This window comes from Priestia megaterium (assembly GCF_041941685.1).
GTDB lineage: Bacteria > Bacillota > Bacilli > Bacillales > Bacillaceae_H > Priestia > Priestia megaterium_C.
Map to the genome: position 1 here is coordinate 3732701 of NZ_CP130958.1, position 22454 is coordinate 3755154.

The window sequence follows — 22454 nt, forward strand, 5'->3', positions numbered from 1 at the left end:
ATTCTCTCTTCTGCCTAAAAACTATACCATCAGAACCCCAGTCCCCTTGATTTCACCCCAAAAGGTTCACCTATGCGGAAGTTGGCAGCCCGCAAGGGAGGGCAACTTCCGCATAGGTCTAGCACTGTCTCCTTGGCTGCCCTTTAGTCAAGGAGACAGTGCTACATCGATAGAAATAAAAAAGGTCTGATAAATCGACCATTTCTGGTGATTATCAGACCTCAAGTTTTTCTGCATTTGAGCGGCTTATTTGCTGTTCAAGCGATTTAGCCAGCTGTACGATTTCGTGATCTACATATTTTGTTTTGATTTCTTCGATTTCCATTAATGTTTTAGAAAAGCTTTCTGCGTTATTTCCCTGTCTGTGCTGAACATCTTTAAAGAAATCAAGCAGTGCCTCGTTAGACTGCGTTGGACGGCTAAAATCAATCGTGTACATTTTGTACCCCAGTGTTAAATTTGTTGTAGTTGTCATAATTATTTCCCCCATTCTTCCTATAGTGATATATCTTCTACTCTTTACCCTTTAATTCCTCCTTTTTAACCTAAATTAATTATTTTTTTAAAAAAACTTCCCGTTATAAGAAAAAACACCCTTATAACAAGGATGTTAGAGTATTCTTCCCTTCGGTACAATTCCAGATGTAAAGTCATCTTTGAACTTAAAGCTAGCAGAATTGTTTTCCGTTAGAAAATGTATTTCCCATTTAAAGACCGGATATTCGGGCTTGTACATTTCTACTTTCTGATTAGGATTTTCTTCTAATCTTGCAATTACTCGTTTGAATCCTTCATATGCAATCCACCAATCGCTTCCGGTTTCATCGGTAATAAAACAAATAGAACCGTCAATTAAATGAAGGTTTTGCTTGATATCATCAGCATTTGTAAAATACGCATTTCCAAACGTTTGAAGACAATGATCGCAATAACCTGCTTTGCCTCCGTCTTTATAAATCCAGTGCGCGATTGGCTCACTGCAGTCTTTACACGTATTCGTCACTTCTTGAAGAAATGTTTTTCCGCTCCACTGTTCTTTTTCATCTTCAAAAACGGTCCATACTAAATAACTTTCCGTTTGCTCTGAAATAAAAAGGCGAAACGGCTCGTCTCGATGCCAAAAGTGAATATTTTGTTCGTCTGATTCTTCAAAGTCAATGACAAAATTATCTCGTTCTAATATATGTCGAATAACATTGGTTAAAAAGGTAACATCCATATAAGGACCTCCCGTACTAAGCGTGACTTCTAGTAAAAATAGCGTTTATGAGTTAAAACATATCACGCTTGCTGAAATAACGTCAACGATTACCTCCTGCTTTCTCCGAAAACTGGAAAAGAAATGGTCAAACGCGTTATAATGGTAGTCATGTTGAAACGGAAAGGAGATTTTATGAAGTTTACCGTTCAATCAACTGCACTTTTTCTTCTCTTTTTTATTTGTTTAAGCGGCTGTTCTGATAACGCGGAGCAATCAAAAAAGCCGGCTGGCTATTTAATTCAAGGGCGCATTTTAGAAGTGAAACAGGATGAAATTCTTATTGCAAACGTCATTCCGCGAGATACTGCGCTTGACTATACAACAAAAGAAATACTTGGTTCTAGCGATGTACAGCCTATTTATGTAAAAGTTTCGGATGATCAAACATACAAAAAAGGACAGCTTGTTAAAGCATGGCTCAAAAAAGACAAAAGCGTTCAGTATTCCGTTCCGGCAAAAGGCGAGGCTGTTGAAGTCAACATTTTAAAACAGCCGTAGAAAAGCTCCTGTTACGGGAGCTTTCTTCGTGTCAGCTGACGTCCGGTCCGATTCATTTTATGCTGTTCAAAATCCCACTTTTTCTAAAAAGCGCTTTGCTGATATATAACCAGATTCATATAAAAATTCGATTTCTTCTTCCTTTAAGGCAAAATCCGTTGCCGTAATCACACCCGTTGGAATTTGCACCGTTCGTTCTTTTGTCTCCGCGTTCAAATACCGCAAATCATGTGCTTGCAGCATCGTCGTAAACATGCTTTTAAATAAATGGACCGGCGTCGGAATAATAGCGGCTGTATCAATTTCTTCTTTTACAAATCGAAAACCAAACGTCGGGAAACGCGGATGCTCCGTATCAAACAGCCAAATCGGAAAATTGCTTAAAAGTGCTCCATCGACAATGTATGACCTCTTGAACCCTTTGGATTTCCAGATGACGGGACGAAAGAAAAAAGGAATGGACGCACTCATCATCACAGCTTGTGAAATCTTCATATCGCCTGGCTTCATTCCGTATCGAGGCAAGTCGTCAGGCAGCACAAGCATCTGTCCGTTCGAAATATCTGAGGCAATAATTTTCAGCTTATCAGCCGGCAAATCCGCAAACGTTTCGATTCCTTTTTCACGCAGCAGACCGTACACCCATTTTTCCAAATAATCATTTTTATAAAAACCTAAATGAATCATTAATTCAATCAAGTTCCCAATCAGAGGAATTCGGTTAATGATCGTTTTCCCGCGAAACTTGGCATAGTCCATGTTTTGAAGCTCCCTGCGAATTTCACCGCTTTTATAGCCGCTCGCCAAAAGAGCCGCAATTAACGCGCCTGCTGACGTACCTGCTAGACGCTGCCATTCTACATTGCTTTCTTCCATCGCTTCAATCGCACCCGTGAATGCAATTCCTCGAACGCCTCCCCCTTCAAATACAGCATCCGCTTTCACATCTTTCCCCTCCCCTGCAACTTTCTAGTTTTTATATACCCTTTTTTATATTCAGGTTTTCGCTACTCCATACCTTTTATTTTCCCAACAAAAAAAGACTGTTTCATTTATCGAAACAGTCTTTTCTTTACAGTCGCTTTATTACCATTCGATAGTAATTCATTGTCAGCCAGTAGAAAAGAAAATAAATAATCCCGTATACTGCATCCGCTATTAAAACAGGAACTATCAGACTTTCACCGATTAAGTTTGTAATAACCTTCAGCGCAAATAGACTATGCAAGATACCAATTACTAAAGGCAAACCAAACGTAAACAGCTGCTGCTTTCGAACGGCGCTCATCATTTGAGACACTGAAAATCCAAGCTTACGCAGTACTTCAAATCTTTTGCGCTCTTGTTCAGCTTCTGAGATTTGCTTAAAATAAATAATACTGCCCGTTGCCATCAAAAAGACGAGCCCTAAAAATCCTCCAATAAAAATAAACAATCCTTTACTCATTAAGCCTGCCTGAAACACATCATAGTATGAAGTGCGGCTTTCTCCAGCCACTTTTGCGATTTGATGATAGTTCTTAGTAAGTTCATTTTGTTTATTTCCATCATCGGTATTAAACACGTACACCGATTGCTTTTGTCCAGCCTTTGAAAGTTTGATAAACGTGTCGTGATTGACTACAAACTGATAGCCGGCACTTTCAGAGTCAAGAATAAGTGAAGATTCTGATTTAACGACTTTTAAAGCAAGCTGTTCTGATTTGTTCAGCTGCACAGCTGCCGTTTTACCTGTACTAGGCTTAAACACTTTTCCTTTTGCCATCGAATCAAAAACAACGGTTTCGTTTGCACTTAACGAAGGAACCGAAACGCCGTTTTTCCGCACTTCTTCTTCATCTAAAAAACTGATTCGCTCACCATCTCCGTAATAACCAGATGTAATAAATCGAAAGTCCGATAAATCAGCAGAGTGCTTCACGATATGATACACATACTGATTTGATTGGATATCTAACTCACGCAGTACTTCCATAAATTCTTGCGCTGCGTTTTTGCTGTGCAGCGTATAGTCATAAGGCTGCATACTTCTGGCGTCGGCTTTTGTGTTATAGTACGAGGAATACGTCACACCAACTGCTACAAGTGTAGTAGCTGACAAAATCGTAATTAGAGTTAACACTCGTGCATTTGCTTTAATTCGATACATCATAGTAGAAACGCTTAGCATATTTGCAAACGAGTAATATCCGCTTGCATGCTCTCGGTAAAACCCCATCAGCCACTCAATTGTGGCTTTAAAAAGTAAAAATGTTCCGAAAATGACCGAGAACAGTACAACGGCTACAATTAGAAAAAACTTAGGCGTCACAATGTTTCCTGATGAAAGGTAGTACCCGTAGCCAACGAGTAAGATACCTAGTCCTCCAACTATAATTGAGCGTTTCGAATTCATTTTATTTACGCGTTCACTTTTGCTTTCTGCTTGAAACAGATCTAATAGCGTATAGCGGTACATAATAAAATAGCCTTGAAACGATATAAAAATGGTAACAATTAAAAACACTACGGCTGTTTTTAAAACCGCTTGAAGAGAAAATGTGAGCGTAATAGAAAGCGACAGTCCCATAAGCTTTAGTAAAAACAGCACAAACAGCCTTGAAAACACGGTACCTAGTAAAATACCGGCCACCAAAGAAGAAATCCCCAGCAGCATATTCTCATAGAAAATCATTTTTCCAATCGTACGTTTTTCAATGCCGACTAAATGATACAGCCCGAGCTCTCTCTTACGTTGCCTGATAAAAAATGAATTTGTGTACCAAATAAAGACAACAATAAAGGTAAGCAGAACGTAATTTGAAGCATTAAAAATACCCTGCAGCCTCAGCTCTTCTCCAATAACCTTTGAAATCGATTGGTCGTACTGAAGCGTAGCAAACACATAGTACACAATAATGCTAAAAATCATTGAAAAGAAATAAAGGCTGTAACGGCTAATATTTTTGCGCATATTCTTTTTAACAAGATCAAATACGGTCATAGCCTTCACCGCCTAATGCGCCTTGAATGTTCATAATTCGTTTAAAAAATGCTTGTCTCGTTTGTTCGCCTTTAAACAGCTCCGTATAAATTTGTCCGTCTTTAATAAACAGCACGCGGCTGCAGTAGCTTGAAGCCAACGGATCATGCGTCACCATAATAATGGTGGCACGGTCTTCTTGATTTAGCTGCGACAGCTTTTCGAGCAGGCTTGAAGCAGCTTTGGAATCAAGAGCTCCGGTAGGTTCATCGGCGAAAATAACGGCTGGATTCGTAATCATTGCTCTCGCTGCTGCAACGCGCTGTTTTTGTCCGCCAGAAATCTCATATGGGTACTTATCCGCCAGCTCATAGATGCCTAGTCGCGTTGCGGTGTCTTTAAGCTTCGCTTCCATCTCTTTCTTAGACATTTTTGTAACCGTAAGCGGCAGAAGAATATTTTCTTTTACCGTTAACGTATCCAATAAATTATAATCTTGAAAAATAAACCCTAAATGATTGCGTCTGAAAGCAGACAGCTTCTTATCTTTCATGAGCGCCACGTTTTTCCCTTGAATCCATACTTCGCCATCGGTTGGACGGTCAATCGTTGAAAGAATGTTCATCAGCGTCGTTTTTCCCGCTCCAGATGGTCCCATAATACCGACAAACTCTCCTTCTTCGATTGTAAAATCAATTCCTTTTAGCGCTTCGTATACATTTCCTCTTGATCCAAACGTTTTGGTTACATTTTTCCCTTCAAGAACAATGCTCACTTTTCCTTCTCCTCCTTTCGTTCTTTTGTCGGCCACACGCTTTTCACCCGCTGCGGCAGCTCATTTTTTGTTATAATGTCATATTTCCGAACTTCATTGCCTCGAACGAAAAGGTCAATAACCGTTCCTTCTTTTAACTGTTTAATCGTTGTAAATGTTTGAAACGTTGTTTGTCCTTTTTCGTTTATCACTGAAATTGTATATTGAACTCGTCCATAATCATCCACTTTTTTTGCTTCTTTTGGGATAATCCCGTATTGATGCTCCGTTGCGGCTTTTTGATAAATCTTTATTCCTCCTATACCTGCTCCTACAACAAAAAGCAGAGCTAAGAGGCTAATCCACTTTCGCTTCATGTACGTTCCCTCCTTGTGTATAGCTCTATCTTACTTTGAAACAAGGAAAGATTCGTTTGAAGCAGATGACAATCTCAGCGTGCAATCTTACATTTTTGAAAGGTTATCAAAAGAATTCGGTTTGTAGAAGGTCAGAATCACTGTGGTTCCTTCGGGTAAAAGTGAATTCACCTCTATTCGATGGCCAAGAGCATCTGTAATTTTTTTTGAAAAATACAGCCCTAGCCCCGTAGCTCCCTTCGTTTTTCTTCCCGCATTTCCTGTGAATCCTTTTCCAAAAACCCGGGGAAGATCTTGAGTTGGAATCCCTTTCCCTTGATCAGCGATAAATAACTTTACGTACTTTGGCGTTTCTTCACTAAAAAAAGAAAGCTTTCCTTCTAGAGGACTATATTTAATGGCGTTAGACAGCACTTGCCTCACAACAAACTGCATCCACTTTGGGTCAGTGTGCACCAGTGTGTCTAGATTTTTTTCATCAATATACAGCTTCTTTTCAATACACCATTTTGAGAAATACGCAACGTTTGGAAAAACAAGTTCACTTAGTGACACTGCCTGCACCTGATAATCTTTTTCTAAGTACTGCAGGCGTGCAGAATATAAATTCTGATCTACTAACCCGTCAATTTTCATCCACTCATCTTCAATATCCTTTAGCCAAGGCCATTTATAAAGCTCTGTACGATGAGCATTAATAAGCAGCTTCATCGCAGTAAGCGGCGTCTTAATCTCATGAACCCAAGTCGTTACATATTCCTGCTGCTCTCGCTGCTGTACGTGAAGAACATGAGTTTGTCTGCGATACACACGATCTATATGCTGCAGCATACTCAGCATGTCTTCATCTGCTTTTGTTCGAACATATGGCTGCATTTCTTGCAAATCGTACGCATCATTCCGCAGCATTAAGCTTAACTTTTTTAGAAATCTTCTTTCTTTTACTCCTCTCCATAAAAGAAACAGAATCAGCAGACACAGCGTTAAAAGATTCAAATACCAAAACGAAGTGGACGATACCTTAATATCATACTCAAGCAGCAGCAGAGCATCGATTACACTCAGCCATATAAGAACAAATAAAATCCAGCTTAGTCTTTCTCTTAAAAAACTTTTCCACATCTTAATTCACCAAATATCCTTGGCCTTTTTTGGTCACAATTTTATTATTCAGCCCGATGTCTTCAAGCTTGGTGCGAATGCGTGTGATGTTGACAGAAAGCGTATTGTCACTTACAAATTTTTCATCTTCCCATAACCTTCGCATAAGCTCTTCTCGCGATACAATCTTGCCCCGTTCTTCCAAAAGAAGCCGTAAAATGAAAAATTCATTTTTCGTTAAATGAATTTCTTGATCGTTGTAATGCAAACTTCCTTTTTTTAAGTCTAGCACCGCGCCGTTCCACTCGATAACGTCTGAAACCGTGTCTCCATATGAATATGTTCTGCGCAGAAGCGCCTGCACTTTAGCAACAAGAACATCTAAGTTAAACGGCTTTTGAATATAGTCATCCGCCCCAACATTCATTGCCATAACAATATCCATTGGATGTTCACGAGAGGAAAGAAAGACGATAGGAGTTTTTGAAACCGTACGTATTTGCTGACACCAGTAAAACCCGTCATATACAGGCAAATTCACGTCTAAAATAACAAGCTCTGGTTTTTCTGCAATAAATACTTCCATTACCTTTTGAAAGTCTTCTACTCCAGCCACTTCAAATGACCACTGTTCAAATTTCTCTTTCACTAATTCATATATTTTATCATCGTCTTCTACAATTAAAATTTTCATACATTCACCTCTGTATTGTCCTATATATTATGTATAACCCACTGTTGAATACTCTCTTAAAAGCTCATCTATTCCATTAGCATGACAGCAATTTTCTTAAAAATAAACCATTTATTTCTGTAAAAAAAAGAATGAACGAGTATTATCGTAGTGTAAACTTGTATATGTTACAAGTTTCTCTGTTCAAATACTACAAAATAATGACAATATCGCTAATAAGTAATCTTTAAACTCCATTAAATGCTCATTTTTTGTTACTATAGTATATAAGATGAAAACTTAAACTAATTTGACATGTGGATATGTAAAAAGGAGCTAGTTATCAATGAGTGTACCCAACAAATTACGCGACAACGCAATGGTGATGTTAAAAGAGACAAGCCGAACATTTTTTATTCCAATTAGCCACTTGCCGGCAGAATTGCAGGATGCAGTAGGATCTGCTTACTTATGTATGAGGGCAATTGATGAAATTGAAGATCACCCTGAGCTAGAAGCCGGTGTAAAAAGCCGCTTGCTTTACGCCATTAGTGACCTGTTAAAAAAGTCTTTTAACGAAGACGAGTACATGGCATTAGTAGGTCCTTATCAAGCTGATTTACCTGACGTAACGCTTCAGCTCGGCAACTGGATTGCGCTTTGTCCGACTGGAGTTGCAGATCAAGTATTAGATGCAACTTCTATTATGGCCAAAGGAATGGCCGATTGGGTAGAAAAAGACTGGCATATTCAAAATGAAGCGGATTTAGATGACTATACGTTCTACGTAGCTGGTCTAGTAGGTGTGATGCTTAATGACATTTGGAAATGGTATGACGGCACGGAAACAGACAAAGAATTAGCTATTGCGTTTGGACGCGGCTTGCAGTCTGTTAATATCCTGCGTAATACATCGGAAGATTCAGAGCGCGGAGTCAGCTTCTTTCCTAACAATTGGAGCAGAGAAGATATGTTTGCCTACGCTCGCCGCAATCTTTCACTAGGAAAGAAATATTTAGAAGATGTCAAATCGCTTCCGATCCTTCATTTCTGTAAAATTCCGTTAGCGCTTGCTGATGGAACATTAAACGCCTTGATGAAAGGAAAAGAAAAAATGACGCGTGACGATGTAAATAAAACGGTAAATGAAGTTGTGGATATGTAAAAACAAAAGCACGGAGCCCCTGGGTTCCGTGCTTTTTATATTTCTACCTGCAGACTTTCATATAGAGCGACTATTTCTCCTTGAATAATTGGGTAGTGTTTCAGGGTCGGAACACTTGAAAGCTTTGGCGCTCGTTTTTGCTCAGCTGCTGCAGCTAGCTGAGCAAATGTTTCCTTAAGCTCTCGTTTCTCCGTTTCTGACAGCTCATATCCTTCAAACGCCGCAAGAAGCATATAACCTAACTGCTGTGTAGCGACAACCGCAGGCCACAATCCTTCCAGTTTGACGGCCGTTTTAGAATATTCTCCAATCACATTATCGTACAGCGCCCGAAGATTAACGAGTTCCCCTTGAAGCTTATTTCTTTCTCGTTTAATTCTTTCTTCATCTTGTTCGGTGCTTAGCATTTCTAAAAACTGTCCTTCTTTTCGTATCACATCTCCAAGCAAATATGGCAAACGAAGTGAAGACGCTCGTTTGAAAATTAATACTGTGCCCACCACTCCAATAACAGAACCAATGACAATATCAATCACTCGAGCAGACGTAAAGTAGCTAATCGCTTTATCCGGATGACCGCTTTCAGCGATTAAAAGAGCGTTCGGCGTGATAAAGAGCGTACCGAGCGCGTAGTTTTTAACAATCACAATTTCAATCGTCGACTGAAGCACAAAGACAATGAGCGCAATGACGATTCCCGTTGGTTCAAGCATGAGAATCCCGGTTCCAATTAAAATACCTAAAATGGTTCCAACAGAGCGCTGAATACCTCGCTGAACCGTTGCACGAACGGTTGCGCCAAGCATCACTCCCGCACACGTAAGCGGAATCCAGTAAGACCTTGGAATATTTGTCGTGTAGGCAACGGCTGCTGCGATGATCATAATAATTCCGTAGCGCAAAGCGTTTTTAAGCACATACGAACGTTTGTGAAAAGCAGCTTTTAACCGTGTTTTTACGCTGCCTTGTGAAAATTGAATATACTCCGTTTCTTTTAATTCTTTCATTTGAAGAACGTCATTTACATCCAATAGCAATGTACGCAGCTCTTCTTTGATGGACAGCTCTTCAATTTCTTCTCGAACGTCTCGAATTTTTTTATGTTTTTTTAACGTGGCCATTTCGGATGCGAACGTTTCAATCACTGCCTGTGCTTTTTTAGAAACAGCTGGATTAAAATCGTTCGCAGCGGCCATCACAAAGATAAACAGCCCTTCGGCTTTTTGATTTAATAAAAACAGACGATGCGCAAACGATGATTTTTTTCGATTAATTTTCGCTTGTTTCATCGCTGTTTCCGCTGCCCGAAGCTCGACAACCGTTTTATGCTGCTCCGCGTGAAACGATTCCGTACCAAGAGACCCGACAAATGAAGCTAGCTGCCTGTACGCTTTCGCCACAGCGGCAGTTTCAGGTCCGCGCGGGTTAATAAGCCAGCCGCTCATGCTAATACACCAAGATAGTGTCCCTCCTAAAAAAACGAGTCCTGCGTGCAAAAAAACAGCCTGCAAATTCGGCGCTGGAATGCTCGTACTCACAGCGAATGAAAGGACAAAAAACATGGCAGAAGGTCCTGGAATTTTTAACGCTCCGAAAACATAAACCGATACAGCTCCAATAACACCAAATAAAATGGTTTTCATCCAAGCTACGTCAGCAAATAACGAGCCGAGTGTAAAGCACAGCGTAATGCCCAGCAAAGCTAAAAATAACTTAACGCCACGCTGCGCGTAAGGCTCATCTTTTGTATACAAATATGTAAAGCCGCCAATGCTTGCAATGAGTCCGTACTGCAAATGATCAAACAAAATTCCTATTAAAATCGGCAAACTTGAAGACAAGCCTGAGCTGATTCCTCTTACCCACGGAGAAGAAGCGTGGTTAAAGCGAAAAGCAGCTTTGATTCCCGGCGCTTTTGGAGAAGCCTCAATTTTATGATGAATTTCCGTATGATTATATATTGGTGACTTTTTGTCATCACTCACCTTGATCTCCTCCTTTCTCTCCATATATCTTTCCTGTTCTTAAAACGAGATAAACCTAAAAAACCGCTGTTCCTATCCGTATTGTGTTTAGGAACAGCGGTTTTTATCCTTATGAGCAGCGTACAGTAAAAACAAAAAGCAGATGAAACGAATGTCTCATCTGCTTTTTACTAACAGCTCTACTGCTTCTTTTACTAAGTTTTCGGTATTCTCGCCTTTTTCAATGCTTTCTCTTACGCATTGTTCAAGATTGGTGCTGACAATAACACCCATCGTGCGATCAATTGCGCTTCTGGCTGCTGAGAGCTGTGTCACAATGTCACGGCAGTCTTTTCCTTGTTCCATCATATTTAAGACACCTTTTAACTGACCTTCAATTCGTTTTAAACGATTTTTAACTTGCTTATCATATTCCATCATACTACTACCTCCGCTCATGCATGATTGCTTTTCTTGCTTTTAAGCTGTACGCAAGAAGTAAATGTATACACAACTTTATACCTATTAGGGTATGATGTCAAGTAAAGGAAGTTTAACATAAATGTTAATACTTGTTTACACCGTATTTATTGTCCTGTAATCTAAACTTAGCAATCTGAGAGTATAGTTAAGTTGTAAAAACAACTTACGCTGGAGGTTTGAGATGGCTACATACGGGAAAAAATTAATGGCAAGTCTATTCATTATCATGGCATGTATTTTAGGGTTTATGGGACATGCGGCTTTTTTAGCTCCTGAAAAAACGGAAGCTGAAGTAAACTATGATGCGACGCTTTATTTTCCGTTAGACCGATATCCGGAAACGGGTGATCATATTCGTGACGCAATTGCCGCTGGGCACTCTTCCGTTTGCACAATTGATCGCGACGGTGCTGAAGCGAACCGTGAAGAATCGCTGAAAGGATATCCGACAAAAACAGGTTATGACCGTGATGAATGGCCAATGGCTATGTGCGAAGAAGGCGGAGCAGGAGCTGACATTCGCTATATTTCACCTTCTGATAACCGCGGAGCCGGCTCATGGGTTGGAAATCTGTTAGAACAGCATCCAGATGGTACACGCGTACAATTTATCGTTCAATAATAGCAGAACAAGCTTTACTTTGAAGAGGTGAAATCATGAAAACAAAATGGAAAGAACAAGAGCTAACCATGTCTTATCATCAGTTTACGCTGTTTCAAAAAGGACAGCCAAAGCCCCATCACGACTGGAGTGATGAAGATATTCAAAAAGGATATGTCGCAGACGATAAAGCTATTTCATTTGAAGCCGTATCGAACACAAAAGCCCTTATTGAAGTGTGGGTAAACGAAACTCCAGACGCATCACGGGCTGAAAAGACCACTCGACTTCCTTTTCACGTCGAAAGCGATGGGATTGAAATCAAAAGCGTCCTATCTGAAACCTTAAGCTATGACATTCCAAAAGGATATTATTACGTCACATGCCTGACCATTCCTCTTCAAGAAAAAACAAACTCAGACCTTTATTTAGTGAAGTATTTGCTGCATTTTGAAAGTCAATAAAAGAAGGCAGCCAGTAGGCTGCCTTCTTTTATTGACCTTGGTATTCATAAGTTTCTTTATTTGATATAAACGGGCTGATTTCACCAAGCGAGAACAAGTGCAGCTCATGCATCGCTCTTGTGCATGCCGTATAAAATAAATTTCGCTCATATTCATCTTGGTAACATTCACTCGACGCATTGTAAATGATGACGGCATCAAATTCAATTCCTTTTGCTAAGTAAGCTGGCAGAACAAGCATGCCTTTTTCAAATGAACTTGTTTCTTTTGTCAGCAGCCTTGCAGACATCGCTTCAGGCAGTGCTTGGAATGCCTGACGACTTTCCTCAGCTGTTTTGGCAATAACAGCAATCGTTTTATAGTTTTGCTGCTTCAATTCATTAATTTTGTGTATGATTGCCTCATGCAGCTTTTGCACGTCGCCTGTAGCCGTCACGGTCGGTTTCGCTCCGTCTCGATTAAACGGCTCGATTAAATGGCCATTTGCCACCATACCCCTTGAAAACTCAACAATTTGACGTGTTGATCGGTAGCTTCTCGTAAGAGTCAGCGTTTCTGCTTCTTTCTCTTCGTACAGTTCGCTTGAAAGAATGGTCGGTGCGTTCATAGCGTGCGCATAGATCGCTTGATTCAAGTCTCCAAGCAGCGTCATTCTGGCATGCGGAAACAGCTCTTTTAAAAACGCCAGCTGAAACGGTGAATAGTCTTGTGCTTCATCAATAAACAAATAGCGAATGACAGGATTGGCTTTGCGCCCTTCAATTTGATCTTTTATATATAAGTAAGGCGTTACGTCTTCATAAGACAGCTTCATATTCATGACTCTGTGCACCGTGTTTTTAGCAGTGTCTTCCCATCCCTCTACGTGGGAAAAAAGGTGATTTCTTTCAAACAGCTGCATATAGATACGGCGAATGTCGATAAATTTAAGCTGCTTGATGGCTTGCTTAATAAATTTCATTTTCTTAGCTACAACCGCTTTGGCTAAATACGTTTGTTCCCGGTCGAAATCATCAAATGAGCTTTCCGTATAGCCTTCCTTTTTCTGCAGGTGCTGATAGGCCTCCACATAATCTTCTTTTTCTAAAAGCTGAATTTCTTCTTGAACCCAATCTTTTTTGCGCTCAAGTTTTTCAAGCTGATTAATGAGTTTAAGCGCCCATTCCGCTACGAGCTGCATCCTGTTGGGTATGGAAATTCCCGTATCAAGCGAATAGAAATAAGACAGCAAACGCCGAGCGGATAACACGATTTCGCCGCGGAACTTAATGTTTTTAAAAATGATGTCTTTAGTAGACAGTTCTTCGATATACGCATCTACCTGCTTTTTAAATTCACGGCTTGCCTTGTAGCGAATTTCCTGCATTTTTTGCTTTTTTGTCGCAGCATCTTTTTCCGTTAGCAAATATTCGATTTGAACGAACAAGTCCTCCACTTCAAACTCGTTTCCTAACCGTCCATCGGCATATTGCTGAAACGTTGTTTGTTTCATATTGTCTTCTCCAAGCTCCGGAAGAACGGTTGAGACGTAGCTGTTAAAAAGCGGATTTGGTGAAAACAGCATCATGTTTTCTGCAGTCAGCTGCTTTCGGTGATGATAGAGAAGATAAGCCACGCGCTGAAGAGCCGCAGACGTTTTACCGCTCCCTGCTACTCCTTGAACGATCAGCACTTTATTTTTTTCATTTCGAATAATTTGGTTTTGTTCTTTTTGAATAGTCGCTACAATACTTTTCATTTGACTGCTTGCATTATGTCCGAGCACTTCTTGAAGCAGCTCATCTCGAATGGTAATTCCTGTATCAAACATGCTTTTAATTACGCTATTTTCGATAATAAACTGACGCTTTAGCTTCATCTCGCCTTTAATCGCTTCACCTGGCGTTTCGTACTGCGCTTTTCCCGGTGAATAATCATAATAAAGACTCGAAATAGGCGCACGCCAATCATAAATTAAAAACTCTTCATCTTTTTGATCCATTAAAGAGCCCACGCCCACATAAATAGCTTCCGCTTCTTTTTCACCATTTTCTATAAAATCAAAACGTCCAAAATAAGGGGATTGCGTTAGTTTTTTTAATGTTTTTAATTGATCATACGCTTGTCTATGGGTAATTTCACGTTCAGCTAACAGTTCTGCCTGCTGCTTAATACTTGTAAATGTCTCAATCACGTCATCCGGCTCATCCATATTAACCGTGACATCGTCCCAAAATGTGCTTCGCAAATCGACAATTTCGCCTTTTACGTTTCCTACGCTTTTGCCTATTTTTTCAGCTTTTTGGCTGATTTCTTCTACTACCCAACCAACTCGCTGCTGTTCTTCTGTTAAATTTTTGTCTTTCACTTATCCACACCCCTTACACACGTTACCCGATAACAAAACTTGTTACCGGGTAAAAGCGATCGTTGTTTATTTTTTTCAGAATCTACATACTTCCCTACTGAGTTCGTAAATCCCTGCTATGTAACCATATTATGTCTTAATTTCCACCGTTAGTATACTGAAAAATAATGAACTCCACAACAAAAAGGGCTGAGAAAGTCTCAAGCCCCTTATCTTTATAGGTCGTTCCTCTACTTATTAGCTATTACTGTTTCCAAAAAGTTAGCAGATGAATGATGGCTGACACCACTTCTACCCCTTGAAACGCCAGTAAACCTGCTGCTGCCGCTGTAAACAATCCGACTACCGCTTCTTTAAAAATGAATGGCATTGATACCAGCTCCTTTGCTTATTTAAAATAAGTAGATTTGTTATCATTCTACTCCTTTTTTCAGAATTTTCAATACCTTTTTATCAACAAAACGAAATAAAAACGCTTTCACTTTATAAAAATAAAGTGAAAGCGTTTTTCAAGCTTCTTTTTCTAATGCGTTCAGCGCAAGTGAATATTCTAATCCTTTCCCTTTTTGCACAACATGCTGCACTTTGCCCATATTGCACGCTTCTTGCGCACTAACGGTCATGCCGTTTGTTAACTTGAGCTGCACAGGTTCTTCCGCAATTCGTACGTCGCACGCTAAAGCTAACTCATATCCTCCGCCAAACGTAAAGTTTGTAAGAAGCGCAATCGTTTGTTTGGAGCTGCATGAAATACGCTGAAAAATCGCTCGAGCTGCTACTGCATGAATTGGCTGATAAAGCCTTCCTGTTTCTTCACGTAGGAAAGAGGTTGTTCTATGATCTCCGTTCATTTTATAGTACTCTCCCATAAATACAATAGATCCCACCGACGCATCGTGCTGCAGCTCATTCATCATTTCTTGCAGCTCATACATGACTTCACTGTTCAAACGATTAAGCATTGACTGATTCATTCGTACAACCGCCACATGATTTCTTTTTTCTACTTTGATAAATCTTTTCATCATTCCTCCGCCCTTTCCCCTGTCGTTCTTTATAAATAAAGCGCTTTCAAAATATTTCGCTTTTTAATAGAAAAGTTATTTTCATAGTTTCATCATACAACAAACTCATAATTATTTCCATTAATTTTTTAATTTTCCGTCAATAATTCCTTGAATCATTTCCATGTTTTTATCAAATAAGACGTGCTATAGTATAAACAGCACAAATGCAGCTGAACTCACTGATAAAAGGAGTAATCACTATGAAATACGACTTAACAAAATGGGAGCCTCACGGCTATTCTTGCCCTGTGGAAGCAGCCGTTGATGTAGTCGGAGGCAAATGGAAAAGCGTCATTTTGTATCAATTATCGAAGGAACGCCGGCGCTTTAATGAACTGCGCAGACTCATTCCTGGCGTGACGCAGCGAATGCTCACGCTACAGCTTCGCGAACTCGAGCGCGACGGAATTATCCACCGCGAAGTCTATAAACAAGTTCCGCCTACAGTAGAATATTATTTAACACCTTTTGGAGAAACGCTCATCCCTATTATCGAGCTGATGTTTAAATGGGGATATGATTATACGGATAAAATTGCTGAAGCGAGAATTCAAGCAGAGAAAGAGTAAAAAAGCACGCAAAGCGTGCTTTTTTATACATGTTTACGAATCAATAATTCTTTTAATCCGTATACAAATGTACTTTCAATCGGCTTTAACTCAAATGCCGGGCTCCAGTCCATCTGCGGATAGCGGTCAATCAGCTCGGCCAGCATAATTTTTGCTTCGATTCGAGCAAGCGGTGCTCCTAAGCAAAAATGAATGCCTCTTCCAAATGCCATGTGCACATTTGGCTTTCGATCGATTTTAAATACATCCGGGTTTTCAAAGTACTGAGCGTCTCGATGCGCAGATCCCATCCATGGAACGACCTGTTCGCCCGCTTTTAGTTTCTTGCCTGCAAGAGTCACATCTTCTTTTACGATTCGGTGAAGAGCTTGAACGGGTGAACGATAGCGAAGAACTTCTTCAATCGCAGCAGGCAAAAGTTCTTTCTCTCGTTTGAGTCGTTCAAAAGAAGCTTTATCTTCCATTAAACAATAAATCGTATTTGAAATTAAATTTGTTGTGGTTTCGTTTCCTGCAATCAGCAGCAAAATAGAAAAACCGACGATTTCTTCATCCGTTAGCTGTTTCCCTTCTTCTTTTGCCTGAAGAAGCACGGAGATAATATCATCTCCTGGACGCGTGCGTTTTTCTTCAATGATTCGATAAAAGTAAGCTTCTAGCTCATCATTTGCTTTCATTTTCTCTTGCTGCAGTTTTTCGAGCGTTTCACGTTCGTTATTAGAGGGACCCGCTACGATAATATCCGACCAATCTTTAAACTGACGCTGATCTTCTATCGGCACACCTAAAATATCGGCAATTACCATAACCGGAAGCGGATAGGAAAGATGCTCAACTATATCAATATCTTCAAAATGCTCAACTTCTTGTAATAATTCATTTGTAATACGCGCAATTTTAGGCTCCCATGCTTTCATTGCTTTAGGTGTAAAAGCTTTATTAACAAGCGCTCTCATTTCAGCATGCTTAGGCGGATCAATATTAATTAGGCTCGTTCCTAGAGCAGTTTGTCTTTGGTTTTGTGGAGGTCTTCGATCAGAAGAAAAAATATTCTTTTGTTCTAGCACTTCTTTGACCCCGTCATAGTGAAAAACATCCCATACCTGCCTTTCTTCATCCCATTGCACAGGCGCGCTGTTTCTCATCTCTTCATACCATGAAAAAGGATTAAAGCGCTCTTCTTTTGTTTGAATCGTATTCACTTGACGGACAATTCCGTTTTCTCTTTCGGTTTTCATGTTAAAACCTCCCCGTATCGTTCAAATAGAATGACTATGTAGTCACCTATGACCAAATAGTACCATATATAAGAATTTTCTTAAAAATGATAGCTGTATATTTTAGTAAAAATGAATCGATAGAAGGATATTTTTTACAAAAAAGGGTAGGCGCATAGCGCCTACCTTTTTAAGAATAATGTTCTTCTGGTTTTTGTAATCGGTTGTCTAACGCGTACGCGCCGCTTCCTGCTAGAATCATATGAAGCGAAACGACAAAAAGGGCAACCTCAAGCTCATAGCCGCCTGTAAAACCAGCACCGCTTTTCGCTGTAAAAATAGCGCCAATCATCACAATCGCAAACAAGACACCGATCCAACGCGTTTGAAATCCAAGAATCATAGCGGCTCCCCCTACGAATTCAATAACCGCAACCGCATAAGCGAAAAACGCAGGAATGCCCATGCTGTGGAAAAAACCGACCGTATTATCAATACCGCTTTGGAATTTGCCAAGACCATGAATAAAAAACGTTAGCCCTAACATAAGACGAAGTAAAAACGTTCCAAGCTGATAGCTTTTCATTTCTTTTCCTCCTTTTTTACTTTTGTCTGCACATGTAACAATTTTAGTTACAACTGTGAACAAATTCAAGGGGTTAGAACAGAAAAACAAGATATCAGCAAATTTCTTTATCTCATTTTAAACGTTTCTTTTAAAAATAAGACCATACTCCCTGCTCAGTTACGCTGAAGATACGATAGAAATGCAAAAATATGATCCTGAATAATGAGTTCTGCCGTAGCAGAATGGCTCTTCAATGATAAGTGTTCAGAATATCGAAATCGATTAAATTTATTTACGTCAACATGGTGAACGGCCTGCACATGAAAATCTTCTATTATCGCTTTTACTTGAGCAAAAGGCGGCATCGCAAGAGATTCGGTTCCAATTTTTCGCAGGCACTCTCTGCTTATAGCATGAGGAACAGCTGTCATCGAGCTCATTAATAAATCTTTTCTTCCTACCGTCTCATTTAACACGTACTTCCACCCCTGCACCACATGCGTGAGCTTTTCTTCATCTTCACTTATGTTTAAAGCTACATCGACACCGCTCGCTACCGCTGAAGCAAACGGGTATAGTTCTTGGGCAGACAGTACAAAATCTCCGTCTATAAAGAGGAGAATATCTCCTGTTGCTGCAAGGGCCCCCGCAGCTCTTCCGCAATCATGCCCTAACCGCTCATCGTAGACGAGGGTTTTGACACCCTGTTCTTTGGCATACGCCTCCGACTGATCAGTGGAACCGTTAATCACAACAATAATTTCTAACGGCTCAAGTTTTCTTGCTTCTGCAATCACTTGTTTGAGTGTTTGTTCTTCATTGCAAACTGGGATAATAACAGAAAGCTGTTTGCCTCCATAAAAAGAAGATAATTTCCCCCAGCCGTGCTCAACAACTGGAATAGGCTGCGCAAGCATATTCACTCGCCTTTTACGATTTGACGCAAGCGTATAATATGTCTGAAGAAGCTGCTGGTAGGATTGAATTCGTTCTCTGCTGCGCAGCGGGCGGTCGAAAGGACGAAAGCTTCCCTTTCCCTGCGTCTCAATCGTAATATGCGAGCTTACACGATACTGTGTTAAAAACGTCACAAATAAAGAAAGAGGCGGCAGATCCCAGTAGTTCTTCAACACGTTTAACAGCACACCGTAAGGTGCTTTTAAATAAGCGTTGGCACGATGAGGCTTTCCAAGCGCATGATGCAGGACCGCACTCCACGTCATTTCGCTGCGGTTAAAAGCATTTATCTTTGTTTTTTCCCACTTGTTTAGCACAACGTCGCTATGTCCAAATAACAACGGCTGCACAAAACGTTCAATCTCAGAAGCAGAAAGAATAATATCCCCGTCTACAAATAAGACGGCATCTCCTTTGGTAGCCTTGGCTCCTTCCATTCTTGCTTCATGGGGAGAAAGGCGTTTTTCCACTACTTTTACCATGCACCCTTCTTCTTTTGCTATTTTTACTGAAGCATCGGTACAACCATTTGCGATTACAATAATCTCAAGCACATTCACTTTCTTAATTTGTTTAAGCACGGTCTTTAGCGTGTCTTCTTCATTGTAAACAGGCAGCACAACAGAAAGAGTTTTCATTGATATCACCCCTAAAAAAGAACCACTGAATAACTCAGCGGCTTCATTCATTTAAAATACCTCTTGTATCTACAACTTTTTTTGCATTTTTTACGATTGACCAATCCACCTGACTATGGTCAGTTAATACCAGTACAACATCGCTTTTTTCGATTTCCTCTTTTGTGAGCGGGATAGAAAAGTACGTTTGCTTATTAAAGACAGCAGAGTCAATATACGGGTCATGATACGTTAATTCATACCCTTTTTCTAAAAGACCTTCACACACGGTCAGCGCCGGCGATTCACGTATGTCATTTACGTCTTTTTTATACGCAACGCCCACCACGAACACGCGCTTTTCATTTGCGTCAAGCTGCTTTTCAACTCGCCTAATCACTTTATTTGGCATTTCTTCATTAATATGATGAGCCGCTTCAATAAGTTCGCTCGTTAATCCATTTTGCTTTAGTTTCCATAAGAAATAAAGCGGATCAACAGGTATGCAGTGCCCCCCTATTCCGGGACCTGGATAATAAGGAGTAAACCCAAACGGCTTGGTAGATGCCGCTTGTAAGACCTCATAAAAATCTATTCCTAATTCCTCACACAGTTCGTTTGTTTCATTCACCAACGAAATATTGACCAGACGCTGAATGTTTTCAAACAGCTTGCACATTTCCGCTACTTTCGGAGAAGAAACAGGTACAACCTGCTGGAAAATGTTTTCGTAAAATATCTGTATATGATGAAGGCATTCTTTGCTGTAGCCGCTGATCACTTTTGGAATATGCTCAATGTCATAAGACTTGTTTGCCGGATCAACTCGCTCTGGAGAATAAGCTAAATAAAAATCTATTCCTGCTTGCAAGTTAGAATCTTTCAAAATAGGCAAAACAATTTCTTCAAGCGTACCTGGGTAGGTAGAGCTTTCATAAATAATCGTTTGCCCTTTTACCATGTATTCTTTTAAGAAAGTAGATGCGCTAATAACTGGTCCTAAATCTGGATTGTGCATTTCTGTAATTGGGGTTGGTACGGTCACCACTACATAATCGCAGGCTTGAAATGCCGAAATACCTTTTTTTAATTCATATGCTTGAAAATTTTTCTCGTTTTGAATCACATCATTACGTACGTCTGGAATATAGCTTTTCCCTTGTCTTAGCGCTTCAATTTTCCGCTCGTCAATATCAAGTCCAATCACGGTGTAGTTTTTCTTAGCAAACAAAAGAGCAAGAGGCAGCCCCACATACCCAAGACCAATAACGGCAACTTTTTTATTCATTCTTCAACACCTCAAACAAAATATCATGTCTTCGTATGTCCGGGAGAAATTCGCCTCTTTCGCTGGTTTGGCTGATATAGTACGCCATGGCTTCTACATAATCACCTAGGATTCGCTGCGTTGATGCTGCCAAACCCTTGACTTTCATATGCTCCTTTCGAATCCGGTTCGTTCGCGCCACATCCACAAAATGAACGGGTTGAACCATAAAGCCGTACATGATACTTTTTAATTGAAATAAGGGTGGAATAATAAGAGATTCGTAGCCTACTTTCTCCATTACATCCCGTTTAATTGCATGCGGAATCGCCGTCGTTGTATTAATGGTTAAATCCGGACGTTTGCAAACAATATTAAGAAAATATTTCGCCGCACTTACAGAGTGGATGGGATGCACTTCGTCAAGCAGACACTCTAAATTATTAAGCGCTACATCAACTCCCTGGTCAGCCGCTTCTAAATATGGACGCAAATGTTCCGCGGAAATAACAATATCTCCATCTACGAACAAGCAAACTTCACCGCTGCTGTACATCGCACCAATTGCTCGAGGTACATTGTGTCCAAGGCGCTGCTTGTAATGAAGAACAGTAGCTCCGGCTTCAATCGCTCGCTTAACCGTTACTTCATCGGCTCCGTTGGCAACCACAATGATTTCCTCTACTCCGGCTTTTCTTACTTCTTTAATCACGTTTGCAATCGTCTCTTTTTCTTCACCTGCCGGAATAACAGCACTGTACTTAACTCCTGTTTTCCGTTTTACATTCGGTGTATAAGCGGAAACAACTTCTCGGTTTCGATCACCATCTGTGAGCCCGCCTCTTATTCCTTTTTCTTCGATAAGATGAGCTAACGCTTTAATATGATCTCCAATAATATAGTTAGTGGAAATAGGGAAAGGAGAATTGGTAGGAATGGTTTTGTGGGTAGTTCTAATCTTATTGGTATAAATAACGTCTGAAGAACACGGTGCAACGATTGACATTCCTTTTAAAAGAGCAATCGTATGAGCAAGAGGCGGGTGAGCTAAGTTCTCGTATCCAATTTTTGCTGCTGATGTTTTCTTGATAGCATGGGGAATAGCTGTTAATGCTTGAATGGATAAATCTTCACGCTGCAAGCATAAGTTCAGCATGTATTTCGCAACGGAAACCGGATGCGGACGCACCTTCCGCTTCATAATCCATGAAAGGTTGTTCAACGCTATATCATGACCGGTTTCTATAGCCTTCGTATATTTCATCAGCTCCTCATGAGGAACCGCTATATCTCCGTCCAAAAAAAGCAAAATATCTCCTTTTGCTTTTTTAGCCCCAATGGCCCTTCCAATATTAATACCAAGAGCTTCTTCATAATAAACAACGCGGCAGCCTGCACCCTCGGCGATTTCCTTTGTTGTATCACTGGATCCATTTACGACGACAATAATCTCAAACGGCTTCATTTTTTGAACTTCTTTAATGACAGGTAACAAAGAATCAGCTTCGTTACAGGCTGGAATAATCACTGATACTTTCAATC

Annotated in this window: 22 protein-coding genes and 1 pseudogene; 5 read left to right on the plus strand and 18 right to left on the minus strand. The window is 40.3% G+C overall.

Translation table 11 applies throughout. The features are described 5' to 3' along the window. Positions 1–214: 214 nt before the first annotated feature. Positions 215–475, minus strand: a complete 261-nt coding sequence (locus Q5794_RS19865) for a hypothetical protein (RefSeq protein ID WP_013058550.1) — start codon at positions 473–475, stop codon at positions 215–217. Positions 476–610: 135 nt separating this feature from the next. Next, positions 611–1219, minus strand: coding sequence for a hypothetical protein (locus Q5794_RS19870; protein ID WP_214984616.1), 609 nt, complete (start codon positions 1217–1219; stop codon positions 611–613). Positions 1220–1393: 174 nt separating this feature from the next. On the opposite strand from Q5794_RS19870, the gene Q5794_RS19875 reads away from it, so the two are divergent. Further along, complete coding sequence (locus tag Q5794_RS19875) at positions 1394–1759, plus strand: DUF3221 domain-containing protein (protein ID WP_214984614.1); 366 nt, start codon at positions 1394–1396, stop codon at positions 1757–1759. A gap of 11 nt (positions 1760–1770) precedes the next feature. On the opposite strand, the pseudogene Q5794_RS19880 reads toward Q5794_RS19875, so the two are convergent. From Q5794_RS19880 to Q5794_RS19905, 6 genes and pseudogenes are all read right to left on the minus strand, one after another. Then, a pseudogene (locus tag Q5794_RS19880) lies at positions 1771–2704 on the minus strand (patatin-like phospholipase family protein). Between the two features lie 127 nt (positions 2705–2831). Beyond that, the gene (locus Q5794_RS19885; RefSeq protein ID WP_214984610.1) at positions 2832–4742 is read right to left on the minus strand and encodes an ABC transporter permease; all 1911 of its coding nucleotides are present in this window, start codon (positions 4740–4742) and stop codon (positions 2832–2834) included. Next, entirely contained in the window at positions 4729–5496 is a 768-nt protein-coding gene (locus Q5794_RS19890) for an ABC transporter ATP-binding protein (protein ID WP_374989240.1), read from the minus strand. The genes Q5794_RS19885 and Q5794_RS19890 overlap by 14 nt, the downstream gene beginning before the upstream one ends. Further along, positions 5493–5852 carry a DUF1093 domain-containing protein gene (locus Q5794_RS19895; protein ID WP_374988367.1) on the minus strand — a complete coding sequence of 120 codons (360 nt, stop codon included), beginning with the start codon at positions 5850–5852 and terminating at the stop codon, positions 5493–5495. Before Q5794_RS19895 ends, Q5794_RS19890 begins: the two co-directional genes overlap by 4 nt. A gap of 87 nt (positions 5853–5939) precedes the next feature. Beyond that, positions 5940–6974, minus strand: a complete 1035-nt coding sequence (locus Q5794_RS19900) for a sensor histidine kinase (protein WP_374988368.1) — start codon at positions 6972–6974, stop codon at positions 5940–5942. 1 nt (position 6975) lies between these two features. Then, the gene (locus Q5794_RS19905) at positions 6976–7647 is read right to left on the minus strand and encodes a response regulator transcription factor (RefSeq protein ID WP_374988369.1); all 672 of its coding nucleotides are present in this window, start codon (positions 7645–7647) and stop codon (positions 6976–6978) included. A gap of 325 nt (positions 7648–7972) precedes the next feature. Here Q5794_RS19905 and Q5794_RS19910 point away from each other — a divergent pair, with 325 nt between their 5' ends. Beyond that, complete coding sequence (locus Q5794_RS19910) at positions 7973–8791, plus strand: squalene/phytoene synthase family protein (protein ID WP_013058559.1); 819 nt, start codon at positions 7973–7975, stop codon at positions 8789–8791. 35 nt (positions 8792–8826) lie between these two features. Here the strand turns inward: Q5794_RS19910 and Q5794_RS19915 are convergent, their stop codons facing one another. Further along, positions 8827–10776, minus strand: a complete 1950-nt coding sequence (locus tag Q5794_RS19915; RefSeq protein WP_374988370.1) for an FUSC family protein — start codon at positions 10774–10776, stop codon at positions 8827–8829. A gap of 156 nt (positions 10777–10932) precedes the next feature. Further along, positions 10933–11193 (minus strand): metal-sensitive transcriptional regulator, encoded by a 261-nt coding sequence (locus Q5794_RS19920; protein ID WP_013058561.1) that lies wholly within the window; start codon positions 11191–11193, stop codon positions 10933–10935. 292 nt (positions 11194–11485) lie between these two features. Here Q5794_RS19920 and Q5794_RS19925 point away from each other — a divergent pair, with 292 nt between their 5' ends. Both Q5794_RS19925 and comJ read left to right on the plus strand, forming a co-directional pair. Next, positions 11486–11860: a sporulation protein gene (locus Q5794_RS19925; protein WP_374989241.1), complete on the plus strand. Its 375-nt coding sequence runs from the start codon at positions 11486–11488 to the stop codon at positions 11858–11860. Between the two features lie 35 nt (positions 11861–11895). After that, entirely contained in the window at positions 11896–12303 is a 408-nt protein-coding gene (gene comJ, locus Q5794_RS19930) for a competence protein ComJ (protein WP_374988371.1), read from the plus strand. A gap of 28 nt (positions 12304–12331) precedes the next feature. Here comJ and helD read toward each other — a convergent pair whose 3' ends face one another. The 3 genes from helD to Q5794_RS19945 all read right to left on the minus strand — a co-directional run bounded on the left by helD (position 12332) and on the right by Q5794_RS19945 (position 15678). Beyond that, positions 12332–14650, minus strand: coding sequence for an RNA polymerase recycling motor HelD (gene helD, locus Q5794_RS19935; RefSeq protein WP_374988372.1), 2319 nt, complete (start codon positions 14648–14650; stop codon positions 12332–12334). Positions 14651–14894: 244 nt separating this feature from the next. Further along, entirely contained in the window at positions 14895–15020 is a 126-nt protein-coding gene (locus Q5794_RS19940; protein WP_016765178.1) for a hypothetical protein, read from the minus strand. A gap of 139 nt (positions 15021–15159) precedes the next feature. Further along, complete coding sequence (locus Q5794_RS19945; RefSeq protein WP_251033890.1) at positions 15160–15678, minus strand: enoyl-CoA hydratase/isomerase family protein; 519 nt, start codon at positions 15676–15678, stop codon at positions 15160–15162. A gap of 239 nt (positions 15679–15917) precedes the next feature. On the opposite strand from Q5794_RS19945, the gene Q5794_RS19950 reads away from it, so the two are divergent. Further along, positions 15918–16286, plus strand: a complete 369-nt coding sequence (locus Q5794_RS19950) for a winged helix-turn-helix transcriptional regulator (RefSeq protein WP_374988373.1) — start codon at positions 15918–15920, stop codon at positions 16284–16286. A gap of 23 nt (positions 16287–16309) precedes the next feature. Here Q5794_RS19950 and Q5794_RS19955 read toward each other — a convergent pair whose 3' ends face one another. From Q5794_RS19955 to Q5794_RS19975, 5 genes are all read right to left on the minus strand, one after another. After that, positions 16310–17524, minus strand: a complete 1215-nt coding sequence (locus Q5794_RS19955) for a cytochrome P450 (protein WP_214984593.1) — start codon at positions 17522–17524, stop codon at positions 16310–16312. A gap of 169 nt (positions 17525–17693) precedes the next feature. Next, entirely contained in the window at positions 17694–18089 is a 396-nt protein-coding gene (locus Q5794_RS19960) for a DoxX family protein (RefSeq protein ID WP_214984592.1), read from the minus strand. 155 nt (positions 18090–18244) lie between these two features. Beyond that, positions 18245–19717 (minus strand): glycosyltransferase, encoded by a 1473-nt coding sequence (locus Q5794_RS19965; RefSeq protein ID WP_226897316.1) that lies wholly within the window; start codon positions 19715–19717, stop codon positions 18245–18247. Next, a complete protein-coding gene (locus Q5794_RS19970) occupies positions 19710–20933 on the minus strand; it encodes a nucleotide sugar dehydrogenase (RefSeq protein WP_214984590.1) in 1224 nt (407 codons plus the stop codon). Before Q5794_RS19970 ends, Q5794_RS19965 begins: the two co-directional genes overlap by 8 nt. Next, complete coding sequence (locus Q5794_RS19975; RefSeq protein ID WP_214984588.1) at positions 20926–22452, minus strand: glycosyltransferase family 2 protein; 1527 nt, start codon at positions 22450–22452, stop codon at positions 20926–20928. The genes Q5794_RS19970 and Q5794_RS19975 overlap by 8 nt, the downstream gene beginning before the upstream one ends. Positions 22453–22454: the final 2 nt, after the last annotated feature.